Genomic DNA, 12,918 nt, shown 5'->3' on the forward strand with positions numbered 1-12,918 from the left:
GTCACAGCGCCAGCGCTTCCGTCGGTGTAAGCCGGGCGGCTCTCACCGACGGGTACAGGCCGGCGAGTACGCCGATGGTGACGGATCCTGCCGTGCCGGCGGCCACGGCCGTCGCCGGTACGAGAGTCGGCCATCCCTGGTACATGGCGTAGCCGGTGGCCGCCAGCGACCCGGTGACCGTGCCGACCAGCCCACCGGTCAGGGACAGGACCACGGACTCGGTGAGGAACTGGCCGCAGATCTGCCGGCGGTTCGCGCCGAGAGCACGACGGAGTCCTATCTCCTTGCGGCGTTCCAGTACGGAGATGTACATGGTGTTGGCGACGCCGATCCCGCCGACCAGCAGCGCGACACAGGCCAGTCCGAGGAACAGCTCGGAGAACGTGGACTGCGCGGCTCGTTTCGCCGTCAGGGCGTCCAACGGCCGGCTCACCCGTACCAGTCCCGGAGACTGCGGGTAGACCGTCGCGGGCAGCACGGCCGTGACGTCCTCGATGGCGTCCTCGCGTGCCTTGAGGTAGAGGACCGTGGGATGGCCGTCGAAGTCGAGGTACTTCTCGGCGGCCTGCCAGCCGACGAGTACGGACCGGTCGAGGTCCGGCGTCAGTGGCGTGGGCGCCAGCACTCCGATCACGGTGAACCACGCCCCGCCGATCGGTACCACCATCGGCTTCCGTCCCGGCTCGACGCGCGGGATGCCCAGGCGGGACGCGGCCTGGTGGCCGAGGACGACCGTGGGCAGCCCGCCGGTGCCGCGGTCGAGGAACCTTCCCGACTGGAGCTTGCCTCCGACGGCGGGCAGCAGGTCGTGCCGCGCTGCCAGCACGGTCAGGCCCAGTCCGTCGTTGGCGTCCGTGCGGTCGGAGCGCCGCACGATCGCGTGCGTGTTGGCGCTGGTGCGGGTGACAGGCCCGATGCGGGCCGCCGTTCGCGCCGCGTCCGGCGGCAGCAGCACAGGAGGCTTGTGATTGGGCTGCGGCTCGACGCGCAGTGTGTCCGGGCCGAGCGCGGCCAGCTGTTCGTCGAGGTCCTGCCGGCTGGAGGCCGGGATGGCGGTCACCAGGACGAGTGTCGCGACGCCGATGGAGATGCCGAGCGCCGAGAGCACCGCCCGCATCGTGCGCGTACGGATGCCGAGGAGGCCCAGGCGCAGGACGTCGCGGACACCGAGACGTACCGGCCGCAAAGGTTCGGCCGCCCGGAAGTGGGCGGGGTCGAAGTCTTCTTGAGGGTGCATCAGCGTCCCGTTCCGTCGGCGGGCCCGACGGCCGGCCCTTCAGTCGGCCCGTAGGTCGGTCCGACGGCCGGCCCGCCGGTCGTCTCCGAGACGATGCGTCCGTCGCGCATCTCGATGCGCCGTGTCAGTCGTCGGGCTATGTCACGGTCATGGGTGATGACGGCGATGGTGGTGCCTTCCGCGTTGAGGCCGACCAGCAGATCGAGCACCGCTCGACCGCCCGCGGTGTCGAGGGCGCCGGTCGGTTCGTCGGCGAGGACGAGCGACGGCCGGTTGGCCACGGCCCGGGCGATGGCGACACGCTGGCGCTCGCCGCCCGACAGCTGGTGCGGCAGATGGTGGGCACGCGAGGAGAGGCCGACCCGGCCGAGCGCGGCGAGCGCGAGGGACTTTCTCCTCCTGTGCGGCACGCTCGCGTAGAGCAGCCCCGTCGCCACGTTCTCCCAGGCGGTGAGCCCGTCGGCCAGATGGAAGTGCTGGAAGACGAAGCCCAGCGACCGTCCGCGCAGGGCCGACAGCTCGCGGTCGGACAGCCGGGTCACCTCGTGGCCGCCGATGGTGATCGTGCCGCTGGTCGGCAGGTCCAGTGTCCCCATGAGGTTCAGGAGGGTCGATTTACCCGACCCCGAGGGACCGACGACGGCCAGGAGCTCCCCCTCGTCGATGGTGAGGGTGACGTCGTCCAGCGCTTTGACACCGCCGTCGTACTCCTTGCTGACGCCGCGTATGTCCAGCAGGGGTTCCGGGCGGGTGGAGGGCGCCGGAGGTGACTCGTCCATGGAGCGATCCGGTGGTGACTCGTCCGTGGGGCGAGCCGCCTGCGGTCTCGCCCCGTGTGCGTCCTCGGGTGCTGCCGGGAACACGCTCACGACGCCGTCACCACCAGTTCGCCGTCCTTGATGCCGGTGCCCGACACCTCCGCCATGCCCTTGCCGATCAGCCCCGTCCTGACGGCCACCAGTTCTCCGTCGGGGCGCTGCAGGGCGTAGCCCCCTTCACTCAGGGCCAGCAGAGCGCCGACCGGTACGGCGAGGACGTCGCTGCGCCGTCGTCCCGTGAAGGAGACCTGGACGGATGCCGCGTCCAGACGCTCGACGTCGTCCGCGTGGTCCGGTTCGACGGTCACCCGCACGGTCGGGGAGGTGCCGGCACCCGGCGCGTCCTCGTCGGAGCCGCCGCCCTGCACCTCGGTGGCGACCAGGACGACCTTGCCCGGGACGACGCGGTCGTCGGGCAACGAAATCCGCACCTTGTCCCCCTGGTGGATCGAACCGGCGGTCTGCGCATCGACCTTGACGCCGACGGACCTGCGGGCGGAGGTGACGACGAGCACGTCCGCCGGTACGGGGTCCCCGAGCTGGGCGGTGAGGGAGCCGACGCGGCTACTGCCGGGCAGGACCACGACCTGTCCCGGTTCCAGGGTGCCGGTCTGCTGTTGTCCCGTGTCGCGCTGCCACCGCTTGAGGGCGGCCAGGAGACCGGGTGTGAGCTCGGTGCCGACAACAGTGGTGTGCGTGCTGTGCGTCGTCCTGGGCGGCTGCTGGGACACCTGCCGGTCGATGTCGTAGCCGAGCGCCCGCAGGTTCTCGGCGAGCACCGTCACGTCCCGCCCGGTCAGGCCCGCTCTGTCGAGCGTGCGGAACATGGGGGTGTCGCCGAAGAACACCATGACCGGCCGGTCGTCCACCCGGTACAGCGGCTTGCCGCGGGACACGGCCGCGCCCGGCGCGGGCAGTTCGGTCACCGTGCCCTTGCCGGCGGCCTTGACCGTGTACGCGGGGCCGAAGCCCAAGGTGCCCGGCACACTCTCCTCGTCGGACAGGTCCATCCGCTTGACGGGGGTGGTCCGCGTCGAGGGCGGGCCGGCCGCCTCGGGTTTGCGCGCCTCGCCCCGCGCGGCGAGGGTCTGTGCCCCGTACGCGCCGCCGACGACGACCGCCAGCACCAGAGTTCCGGCGAGTACCCGCCTTCTGATCCGGCTCGTTCGGTCGCGCGCCCGGTCACTTCTTGCCATCGAACGCTTCCAACGTGCACTTCTGCTCGGCCTCGGCCTGCTGCGACTCCGGCAGGCCGGCCCCGTCGGCCGTGTCGTAGGTCCAACCCAGGCCGTCGGGGAAGACGCTCGTGTCCGGGACCATGTGCACCTTCATGCCCCGGCCCCGCAGGCACTTGACGTACGCGCGGTAGTCGTCGGCGTATGCCGGGTTGCTTCCCGGTTCCGTCTCGGGGGGCTGCTTGGGCAGTTTGACCAGGCAGGCGTCGAAGGAGTCCTTGTACTTGTCGCCGAGCCCCTGCTTGGGAGGAGCCTGCCGCACGCCGGCGGCGGCCGCGCGTTCCTTCGCCATGGGCACCCCCTCGGCCTCAAGGCAGGCGTTGTAGGCGTCCGACAGGCGCTGCTGCTCCTCCTCGGAGGTGTCGAGCCGCAGTTGTGGCCGTCTGGCGTCCACGGCGCTGCCCGACTGGGTGCCGGCACCACCGCCCCCGCCGGGTGACGACGTCGCGGACGACCCGGTGGACAGGGTGTCGACGCCTCGCCCGTCGGCGGCGCCGCCGCTCGACGAGCAACCGGTCACAGCGCCGGCGATCAGGACGACTGCACCGATGGCGACCACGCCGCCGAGTCTTTTTCCCGCTGGGCCGCGGACCGTGCTGAGGTTCGTCATGGCGCAGAGAATGGCGCGCCGGGGTCAGGGTGTTGTCATGATGGTGTATTGCGTGAGTGAGGCCTTCCTGCGCATCGTGCCGGCACCTCCTGCGGGTACCTAGACTCGCCGGCATGTGTGCGCACGTGGTGGTCGCGGAGGACGATGAGGGGCAGGCGGCACTGATCCGCCGGTACCTGGAGCACGAAGGTCATCGGGTGACCGTCGTGCACGACGGCCGGGCAGCCCTCGACGCGGTCCGCGAACGGACCCCCGACCTTCTGGTCCTGGACGTGATGATGCCGCGGGTCGACGGCATGGACGTGTGCCGTGTCATCCGCGGCGAGCTCGCCCTCGCGGCCCTTCCGGTACTCGTCCTGTCCGCCCGGTCCGCCGAGGACGATCAGCTGCTCGGGCTCGACCTGGGGGCCGACGACTACATGACCAAGCCCTTCAGCCCCCGGGTCCTGATGGCCCGTATACGCACCCTGCTCAGGCGGGGCGCGCAGCATGTCCCACCGGAGCCGGAGCCGCCCCTGCGGGCAGGTCCGCTCACCATCGACACGGCACGGCACGAGGTGCGGGTCCACGGCCGTCTGGTCGACTGCACCGCGGGCGAGTTCCGCCTCCTCGAACTGCTCGCCGAGCGCCCCGGCCAAGTGTTCACGCGTGCGCAGATCCTGACCCATCTGCACGGCTTCGACCGCCACATCACCACCAGAACGGTGGACATGCATGTGATGAACATTCGCAAGAAGATCGAAACCGACACACGGCGTGCCGCGTACCTGGTGACGGTGTACGGCGTCGGCTACAAGATCGCCCACGACGACGAAGCCCCGGGACGGCGTGCCGCACGAAGCGGTCGCGCGTCGTGAACCGGACAGCGAGACGCAGCAGCCCTTTCGCCCCGCGCGGGAGCCTGCTGACACGGCTGTTGGCGGTTTCCGTACTGGTCTCCGTGTGCTCCGTCACGGCGACCGCCTGGGTGGTGGTCCGGACGGTGGCGGTGGCGATCGACAAGGAGCGAGGGCAGTCCCACGACAATGACGTGCGGGTCTACGAGAGCCTCATCGGCTACGCGGCCACCCATACGGACTGGGAGGAGGCGGGCCCCCTCGTCGCGGAACTCACCGACGACACGCAGCAGCGCATCGTCCTCACGGACATGGACGGCCGTACGGTGCGGGATTCGGCACCCGCGTCCGGGCAGGCCTCCGGCCGCGGAGAGAGGCCGCTGGCGGTCGTCGACCCACTGAACGTCGATCCGCAACTACGGCCGGACGCCACCACCGACTCCATCGACGCGCGCGTCAGCGGCCCCTTCCAGCTCTCGGCCGGCGAACGGCGGCGGCTCGAAGGGGCGGCGAGCGAGATCGCCGAGTGTTTCCGCGCGGCACTGGGCATCCAGGCGGATGTCCGGTCCGGACCCTGGGAGCGGCCTCATGTGGTCACCTCCGACCCGGCCCTCACCGCCTCCCCGCGGTGCAACAGCGCGTCGCTCGGCGCACCCGTGCCGTCCGAGAAGAAGGCACTCGCGGCACTCAACGAGCTGGTGAACACCTGTCTGTCCCAGCACGACAACGCACCGGTACGCCTGGCGCTCAACCTCAACTGGCGGCCGGCGGACTCGGCGGAGACGAGCGACTCGGTCCAGGTCGAAAGGTGCCTGTCGAGCAGCCGCAGCCAGCAGCTCGCTCCATACGTGGCACCAGCCGTACAGCTCTACGCCAGTGGTCACGAACATACGCCCACGACGTTCTTCGATCTCTCCGGCAGCAACAAGAACCGCATTGCCGGAGCGGCGGCACTGGTTCTGGTGGCGACGGTCGCCGTCACCACGCTGGCAGGCACTCGGCTGATCAGACCACTGCGAGCCCTGACCACGGCGGCCTGGCGGATGGAGGAGGGCGCTTCCTCCACGCGGGTGGACGTGACCGGGCGCGACGAGATCGCGCGGCTGTCCCGGGCCTTCAACGCGATGGCGGCGCGCCGGGAGGAGTTGGAGCTGCTGCGCAAGAACATGACCAGTGACATCGCCCACGAGCTGCGTACGCCGCTGAGCAACATCCGCGGGTGGCTCGAAGCGGTGGCCGACGGGGTCGCCGAGCCGGACACCGACCTCGTCTCCGCGCTGCTCACCCAGGCCCTCGTACTGCAGCACATCATCGACGACCTACAGGACCTGGCGGCGGCGGACGCGGGTGAGCTGCGCCTGTCCAGGCAACCGATCGACGTGTCGGATCTGCTGAGCACGTCCGTCACCGCCCACCAGGCGAACGCCCAGGAGGCGGGGGTGACGGTGGAGGTGGTCACGGCCGCCGACGGTGGCGTGCCCATGGTGCTGGAGGCCGATCCCGTGCGTCTGCGTCAGGTCGTCGGCAACCTCCTCGCCAACGCGATCCGTCATACGTCCGAGGGCGGTCGCGTCACTCTACAGGCCCGTCATGAGGACGACGACGTGGTCATCGACGTGGCCGACACGGGATCGGGTATCGCGCCGGACGATGTGCCCCGTCTCTTCGACCGTTTCTGGCGGGCCGACAGATCCCGCAGCCGGCAAGGGGGCGGCAGCGGACTGGGCCTCGCCATCGTCCGCAAACTGACGGAGGCCCACGGCGGTACGGCCACCGCCACCAGCACCTTGGGCGAGGGGTCGGTGTTCACGCTGCGCCTGCCATCATCGCACACGACCGCCGTCTCCCGCGCGCAGGATTCCGTGCCGCACGGCGGGCGGGGTTCCGGCTGACGCCCTGGACCGGGCCAGCGACCGGTCAGGCGTCCGTGTGTTCCGGTGCCGTGGGCGGCGGGCCGGCCTGCTCGTCCAAGCCCTTCAGTCTGGTGCGCAGGAGCTCGGCGTCGGCATGGCCGAGGTCCTCCATGACGGCCAGGCTCTCGGTCCAGACGGCGTGGGCGCTGTCGGGATCGCCGGCGCTCAGGTGGGTGTCCCCGAGGCGCATCAGGGTGCCGCCCCTGAACCAGGGAAGCTCGCCCTGCTGCCGGTAGAGGTCCAGGGCGCTACGGAAGGCGGTAACGGCCTCGGCGTACTGTTCCAGACCGTGATGGGTGTGCCCGATGCTGTCCCAGGTGTGTGCTGCCAGGGTCGTGTCTCCCACCGCGAGGCACAAGGCCAGCGCCTGCTGGCAGCGGTCGAGGGCCTTGTCCAGGTGCCCGAGCTGTTTGAGACACCAGCCGACGGCGTTGAGGGCGGACGCTATCGCCATCTGGGCGCGGGCGTCGGCCGAGCCGAAGTCGCCGCAGGCACGGTGGCATTGGAGGGCCTGTTCCGCGGCGGCCAGGGCGATCTCCGTGTCGCCCTGGCCCTCCGCCGCCCAGGCCAGCATGAAGTGGCCCTCGGCACGAGCCCGCAGGTCGCTCGTCTCCGAGAAGAGTTCGACGGCGTGTTCGGCATGGGCGCGCGCCTCCGCATGGCGTCCCAGCCCCCACGTCGCCGTGACGACACCGTGGACGACACGTGCCTGAGCGGTTCGGTCGTCGAGCCGGCGCGCCGCCTGCAATGCGGTGAGGTGCATCTCCTCCGCCTCCTGCCACAGACCACGCAGGTGCAGATGGTGGGAGACGGCCCAGGCGAGCTGCCAGGTGTAGGCGTCGTACTCGTGGGCGGCGGACTGCTTGAAAGCGGCGAGGAGGACCGCCTCCTCGGCGGTGAACCAGGCCGTCGCCTTCGCCTTGTCCGCCGCGAGGTCCTCGACCAGCACGCCCTCGGTCACCGGAGCCAGCGGGATGAGTGTGCGCGCGAGGCTGATCAGCGCCGTTCCCTGGTGGGCGGTGTGGAGGTAGTGGTCGAGCATGCGGTGGCGGGCGGTGTGCCGCTGCTGCGGTGCGTCGATGGTCTCGGCGAGTTCACCGGCGTAGGTGCGGAGCAGGTCGTGGGAGGCGTAACGGCCCGGAGTGGTCTCGTCGAGGAGGTGGGCCTGAACCAGTTCCGCGAGGAGCCGACTGGTGTCGGAGAGCGGGCGTGCGAGGAGACTGGCGGTGGCGGGAAGGGTGATGTCCGGACCGGGGTGCAGGGCGAGCAGACGGAACAGGCGGGCGGCCTCGGGGGTCAGCGCGTCGTAGGACCAGGAGAAGACGGCGCGCGCGTCGGCGGCCGTGTCACCGAGATCCTGGAAGGCATCGAGCACGGCGGCGCTGTCACCCAGTTCGGCCGCCATGGAGGCGAGGGAGAAGGTGGGGCGGGTCGCGGCACGCGCTGCGGTGATGGCCAGGGCGAGCGGCAGCCGGGCGCACCTGCCGATGATCTCTTCGACGGCCTGCGGTTCGGCCTCCACGCGGGCGGCGCCGAGGCGGCGGGCGAGCAGGGCGTGGGCTTCGGCGGGAGTGAGGACGTCGAGGTTGAGGGGGTGCGCGCCGTCGACGGCGACCAGTCCGGTGAGGCGGTTGCGGCTGGTGACGACGGCCAGGCAGCCGGAGGACCCGGGCAGCAGAGGACGTACCTGGGCGGCGTCCCGGGCGTTGTCGAGCAAGACCAGCATGCGCTTGTCGGACATGAGGGCGCGGTATCTGACACTGAGGGCGTCAACGTCCTGCGGCAGCCCTCGCAGGTCCTCGCCCAGCGAGCCCAGCAGGGTTCGCAGGGCGTGTTCAGGTGCCACGGGCTGGGTGACCGGGTCGAAACCGCGCAGGTTCAGGTAGAGCTGGCCGTCGGGAAATCGGGCGGCCACCTGCCGCGCCCAGTGCACGGCGAACGCGGTCTTGCCGACGCCCGCCATTCCCGCGATCGCGCTCACCACCACCGCTCCGCCGGACGACAGCCGCGCCATCTCGGCCAGTTCGGCGTCCCGGCCGACGAACACCGGCAGCCCGGAGGGCAACTGGGCCGGGACGGGGGCAGCTTGAGGAGCGGAGGAAGAGGCGGGTGCGGGTGCGGGAGTGGGAGCCACCGGGTCCGGCGGGGCGAGAAGTTCCGGGTCGGCGCGCAGGACCCGCTGATACAGGCTCTGCAGTGCCGGGCCCGGATCCACGCCCAGTTCGTCCGCGAGCAGGCGCTGTGCCTGACGGTACGATTCGAGCGCCGCCGCCTGGCGCCCCGACCGGTACAGGGCCAGCATCAGCAGCTCCCGCAGCCGCTCGTCCAGCGGATGCCCGGCGACCAGCTCGACCAGCTCCGCCACCGCCGTCACATGCGAGCCAAGATCGAGCTCGGCCTTCACACAGGCCGCCCGCGCGGACAGCCCCAGCTCGTCGAGCCGCTGCCGCTGGCCTTGCGCGTACTCACCCGGCACACCCGCCAGCGCCGGCCCCTGCCACAGGCTCAGAGCCTCCCGCAGGTGTGTCACCGCGCTCTTGGTCTCTCCCTCCGCCTGCGCCCGCTCGGCCCGGGCACACAGGTCCCGGAACAGGCTCAGGTCCACCTCGCCGACCGTGCGCAGCTGGTAGCCGTCCCCCAGGGAACGGATCACCGACGCGGCGACATCGGCCTCCGGGTCCAGGGCCCGGCGCAGGCGGTGGACGTAACCGCGGAGAATGCCGGCCGCGGACGCGGGCGCCTCTGTTCCCCAGACCGCGTCGGTCAACCCGTCCACGGACACCTGAGCGCCCTCCGCCAACAGCAGCACGGCCAGAACGGCACGCTGTTGAGGCGGACCCAGTTCGACCTCGGTCCCCCCGCGCCATGCCCTCAGCGGGCCCAACACCGAGAACCTCAAACGCTGTTCCACAACCGAAACCCTCCCCGCGAACGATCTCCAGTCTGGCAGAGCGCCGCGAGCACTGTCGCACCGTGCCTCGGCCAAGAGCGCGGCGGTCCGCGGAGCGGACGGTGAGTCACCGCAGGGGGGTGCGCGGGCCGGTCCCCCGTCCCGACAGCCGGTCCCCCGCCCCGACCACAGGACAAGTGCCTCTTCGCGAGCGCCGTGCCGCGCGAACGGTCCGGGCGCGAACGGTCGGTGCGCGAACGGTCGGTGGCCGGCACGGACCGCCGACCCTCTGCGCAGGGCTCAGGGCGCATGGCTCAGGGCGCATGGCGCTGACATCGGTCGCACACCTTTCTGACCACTTCATGACAGCGCGTGGCTACGGTCCCGCGCATGCGCACACCTTTTCGACACCCCTCCTTCCACCCGGACAGCACCCGCAGGACGCTCCGGCACGCCGTCACCACCACTGCCGCGGTGTCGGCGACGCTCGTCCTCCTGGGCACGGCGCCCGCGGCCGCCGACACCGCGTCACACGCCCCGTCGTCCGCCCTCGGTGGGGGTACGGCGGCGGCACCGGACTCCACCACCACCCACGCGGGCGCCACGACCGCGCGGGAGCGCGACCGCATCAAGGCCTACTGGACCCCTGAGCGGCTGAAGCTGGCAGGGGCCATGGTTCCCGAGATCACGCCCGTGCCGGAGGACGACAACACACCGGACGACCCGCAGCCGCTTCCCGCGAACACACCGGACTCCGGGTCCGTGTGGACACACAACGGGGCCGTGGAGAAGACCGTGGGCCGCTTGTTCTTCACCTTCGCCGACGGCTACGACGGCAGTTGCACCGCGACGGTCGTCGCAGGCGCCAACCGCAGTGCCGTCATCACGGCGGCACACTGTCTACGAGGCGTCGGGGCGTCTTCCGCCGACGACACCTGGAACCACAACTTCTACTTCGTGCCCGGCTATCGCAACGGGACGAAACCGCTCGGCGGTTTCACCATCAGGACGATGGCCACCTCCTCCGCCTGGAACGCCGATCCGGACACCACGGATTCGTCGGACGTCGCCGCCGCCGGGTACGACACGGGACTGCTCGTGGCGAACCCCGCCGCCGGAGGGCGGCTGATCGCGGACGTCACAGGAAGTCAGCGGATCGGGTTCGGCCGGCCCGTCGAGGGCGAGTTCGTCCACGCCTTCGGGTACCCGAACCACGGGCTCAACGTGTCCACGGACAACTACGTCGGATCGCGCATGATCCACTGCGCGGGCACGAGCCGCCCCGGTACCGAGATCCCCCTGCTGTGGGGTGAGACCTGCGACATGTCATCGGGATCGAGCGGTGGTCCGCATCTGGCGCAGTTCGACACCGTCACCGGTGTCGGCACCGTCGTGGGCGTGACCACCACCGACGAGGGACTGGCGGGGGGCCAGTCCCCCACGCTCTACGCCACGCGCCTCGGCGACAGCGCCCGCCGTCTCTACGACTGGGCACAGTCGCGTTAGGGCCCTCCCCGCCACACCTCTCGGCTCCCACTGCCGGAACCCTCACCGCGAAGGGTCCCGGCGGCGTCCGGTACGCGCTCCCCCGGAAGGGGACCGGACCGGTGACGGGGGTGCTGGCGCTCCCGGGCGGTGCCGTCGCGGGGGCGCTCCAGTACCTCGCACTCGTCCCCTTCGAAAGGCTGGGCCCCCTGTGGCGGACGCGCGGCGACTTGGGCAGCAGCAGGACGTGCTGCGAGTACTGACAACCGCCTCCTGAGGTTTTCGATAGTTCCGTGGGGGCAAGGGCGGGCCTTGACCCGGAATCTTGGACACGGGCTATGCGGCTGGGGCCAGGGTAGTTGCTGTTGTGCTGAGTGCTGTTTCGTAGGCGATGGGGCTGCGTTGTCCGAGGCTGGAGTGGCGGCGTCGGGTGTTGTAGCGGTGCAGCCAGCGGAACAGGTCGAGGCGGGCTTCGCGCTCGTCGGCCCAGGTGCTGCGGCCCTGGAGGGTCTCCCGCTTGCAGGTCGCGTTGAAGGACTCGGCGAGTGCGTTGTCCGCCGAGTTGCCGATGGCGCTCATGCTCTGGATCACGCCCGCCTGGCGGCAGGCGTCGGCGAACGCCCGGCTCGTGTACTGGGCGCCGTGGTCGGTGTGCAGGATGGCGCCGGCCAGGCTGCCGCGGCACCGCTCGGCGGCGGCCAGGGCCTCGGTGACCAGTTCTGCGCGCATGTGGCCGGTGATCGCCCAGCCTGTCAGGCGCCGGGAGGCGAGGTCGATGACCGTGGCCAGATACAGGAACTTCCCGCCGGCCAGCGGGAGATAGGTGATGTCGCCGACGTACTTCGTGTTCACCGCCGCGGCGGTGAAGTCGCGGCCGATGAGGTCGGCTGCCTTCGCGGCGGCCGGGTCCGCGATGGTGGTGCGGTGCTTCCTGCGCAACCGCAGTCCGGCCAGTCCGGTGGCCTGCATGACGCGGGCGACACGCTTGTGATTGATCCTCTCGCCGTCCTCGCGGAGCTCGGCGGTTATTCTCGGAACGCCGTAGGTGCCGTCCGAACTGCGGTGGACTGTGCGTATCCGCGAAGCGAGTTGGGCGTCGGCTGCCTGGCGGGCAGCCCTCGCGGCCGCGGCGTTACGCCAGTAATAGAAGCTCGAGCGGGCGATGCCGAGGATGGTGCACAGCCGCTTCACGCCGAAGCGGCGCTGATGGTCGGCGACGAACTGGAAGCGGTTCACCAGCGCGTCTCCCCGGCGAAATACTTCGCCGCCCTGCGCAGGATCTCGCGCTCCTCCTCCAGCTCGCGGACCTTCTTGCGCAGGTCCGCGTTCTCCGCCTCCAACGGCGTGGGCGGCTCCGCGGATACCTCCGCCCGACGCCCACGGGGCCGGTTCGCCCCGGCCGCCCGCACCCAGTTCCGCAGCGTCTCCGGGTTGACTCCCAGATCAGCGGCAACCTGCCTGATCGTCGCTCCAGGACGCGACTGATACAGCGCGACCGCGTCCGCCTTGAATTCGGCGGGATAGTGCTTCATGACCACGAGATGTCCGTTCTCAGATCCTCAGGATCCAGTGTCTCGTGTGTCCAAGATCAAGGGTCAAGGCCCGGCTTCGGTGGCGTGAGTGTCTGGATGCGCCTTTGCAGTCTGAGGCTTGTGCAGGAGCCGTTTCGCCTTTGACACAGCCGCAGTTGGCTGGGGCCCGCCGCGTGCGTGCGGCCTAAAGGATGCTGCACAAGGCTGCGAACTGGGCATTTCCTCGGTATGGCTGGGGTGTTGAGTGCTGAACGGGTGTGGGTGGAAACGTTCACGGGGCTGCGGGTGGCGCAGTTTGCGCGGCTGCTGAAGGTGGTGCGGGAGCGCGGTGGCAACGGCACGATGCAGGGCAGGCCGTGGAG

10 protein-coding genes and 1 pseudogene are annotated in these 12,918 nt (G+C 70.7%); 5 read left to right on the forward strand and 6 right to left on the reverse strand.

Annotated elements, in window-relative coordinates; translation table 11 throughout:
• Nucleotide 1: 1 nt before the first annotated feature.
• The 4 genes from ACZ5VQ_RS48665 to ACZ5VQ_RS48680 all read right to left on the reverse strand — a co-directional run bounded on the left by ACZ5VQ_RS48665 (nucleotide 2) and on the right by ACZ5VQ_RS48680 (nucleotide 3,900).
• Nucleotides 2–1,237, reverse strand: a complete 1,236-nt coding sequence (locus tag ACZ5VQ_RS48665; RefSeq protein WP_469110646.1) for an ABC transporter permease — start codon at nucleotides 1,235–1,237, stop codon at nucleotides 2–4.
• Nucleotides 1,237–2,016 (reverse strand): ABC transporter ATP-binding protein, encoded by a 780-nt coding sequence (locus ACZ5VQ_RS48670; RefSeq protein WP_469110647.1) that lies wholly within the window; start codon nucleotides 2,014–2,016, stop codon nucleotides 1,237–1,239. Before ACZ5VQ_RS48670 ends, ACZ5VQ_RS48665 begins: the two co-directional genes overlap by 1 nt.
• Nucleotides 2,017–2,102: 86 nt before the next feature.
• Nucleotides 2,103–3,251, reverse strand: coding sequence for an efflux RND transporter periplasmic adaptor subunit (locus tag ACZ5VQ_RS48675; protein WP_469110648.1), 1,149 nt, complete (start codon nucleotides 3,249–3,251; stop codon nucleotides 2,103–2,105).
• Nucleotides 3,238–3,900, reverse strand: coding sequence for a hypothetical protein (locus tag ACZ5VQ_RS48680; RefSeq protein ID WP_469110649.1), 663 nt, complete (start codon nucleotides 3,898–3,900; stop codon nucleotides 3,238–3,240). The genes ACZ5VQ_RS48675 and ACZ5VQ_RS48680 overlap by 14 nt, the downstream gene beginning before the upstream one ends.
• Nucleotides 3,901–4,013: 113 nt before the next feature.
• On the opposite strand from ACZ5VQ_RS48680, the gene ACZ5VQ_RS48685 reads away from it, so the two are divergent.
• Together ACZ5VQ_RS48685 and ACZ5VQ_RS48690 are read left to right on the forward strand one after the other, a co-directional pair.
• A complete protein-coding gene (locus tag ACZ5VQ_RS48685; protein WP_469110650.1) occupies nucleotides 4,014–4,757 on the forward strand; it encodes a response regulator transcription factor in 744 nt (247 codons plus the stop codon).
• Nucleotides 4,758–4,816: 59 nt separating this feature from the next.
• The gene (locus ACZ5VQ_RS48690) at nucleotides 4,817–6,628 is read left to right on the forward strand and encodes a sensor histidine kinase (RefSeq protein ID WP_469110651.1); all 1,812 of its coding nucleotides are present in this window, start codon (nucleotides 4,817–4,819) and stop codon (nucleotides 6,626–6,628) included.
• 25 nt (nucleotides 6,629–6,653) lie between these two features.
• Here the strand turns inward: ACZ5VQ_RS48690 and ACZ5VQ_RS48695 are convergent, their stop codons facing one another.
• Nucleotides 6,654–9,560: an AfsR/SARP family transcriptional regulator gene (locus tag ACZ5VQ_RS48695; protein WP_469110652.1), complete on the reverse strand. Its 2,907-nt coding sequence runs from the start codon at nucleotides 9,558–9,560 to the stop codon at nucleotides 6,654–6,656.
• A 369-nt stretch (nucleotides 9,561–9,929) separates the two neighbouring features.
• Here ACZ5VQ_RS48695 and ACZ5VQ_RS48700 point away from each other — a divergent pair, with 369 nt between their 5' ends.
• A complete protein-coding gene (locus ACZ5VQ_RS48700; RefSeq protein ID WP_469110653.1) occupies nucleotides 9,930–11,045 on the forward strand; it encodes a trypsin-like serine peptidase in 1,116 nt (371 codons plus the stop codon).
• 101 nt (nucleotides 11,046–11,146) lie between these two features.
• The gene (locus ACZ5VQ_RS48705) at nucleotides 11,147–11,287 is read left to right on the forward strand and encodes a hypothetical protein (protein WP_469110654.1); all 141 of its coding nucleotides are present in this window, start codon (nucleotides 11,147–11,149) and stop codon (nucleotides 11,285–11,287) included.
• Nucleotides 11,288–11,360: 73 nt separating this feature from the next.
• Here ACZ5VQ_RS48705 and ACZ5VQ_RS48710 read toward each other — a convergent pair.
• Nucleotides 11,361–12,562, reverse strand: a protein-coding gene (locus tag ACZ5VQ_RS48710; RefSeq protein WP_469110655.1) for an IS3 family transposase whose coding sequence is annotated in 2 segments (ribosomal slippage) — nucleotides 11,361–12,277 and nucleotides 12,277–12,562 — 1,203 coding nt in all. Because the reading frame shifts where the segments join, the coding sequence is not laid out codon by codon here.
• Nucleotides 12,563–12,784: 222 nt separating this feature from the next.
• On the opposite strand from ACZ5VQ_RS48710, the pseudogene ACZ5VQ_RS48715 reads away from it, so the two are divergent.
• A pseudogene (locus ACZ5VQ_RS48715) lies at nucleotides 12,785–12,918 on the forward strand (IS5/IS1182 family transposase); the annotation flags it as partial.

This window comes from Streptomyces sp. NPDC033178 (assembly GCF_055577685.1).

Excerpts from the sequence above, each read along its gene's own strand:
- ACZ5VQ_RS48680 (WP_469110649.1), bottom strand. The coding sequence starts at position 3,900 with ATGACGAACCTCAGCACGGTCCGCGGCCCAGCGGGAAAAAGACTCGGC.
- ACZ5VQ_RS48670 (WP_469110647.1), bottom strand. The coding sequence starts at position 2,016 with ATGGACGAGTCACCTCCGGCGCCCTCCACCCGCCCGGAACCCCTGCTG.
- ACZ5VQ_RS48665 (WP_469110646.1), bottom strand. The coding sequence starts at position 1,237 with ATGCACCCTCAAGAAGACTTCGACCCCGCCCACTTCCGGGCGGCCGAA.
- ACZ5VQ_RS48675 (WP_469110648.1), bottom strand. The coding sequence starts at position 3,251 with ATGGCAAGAAGTGACCGGGCGCGCGACCGAACGAGCCGGATCAGAAGG.
- ACZ5VQ_RS48685 (WP_469110650.1), top strand. The coding sequence starts at position 4,014 with ATGTGTGCGCACGTGGTGGTCGCGGAGGACGATGAGGGGCAGGCGGCA.
- ACZ5VQ_RS48700 (WP_469110653.1), top strand. The coding sequence starts at position 9,930 with ATGCGCACACCTTTTCGACACCCCTCCTTCCACCCGGACAGCACCCGC.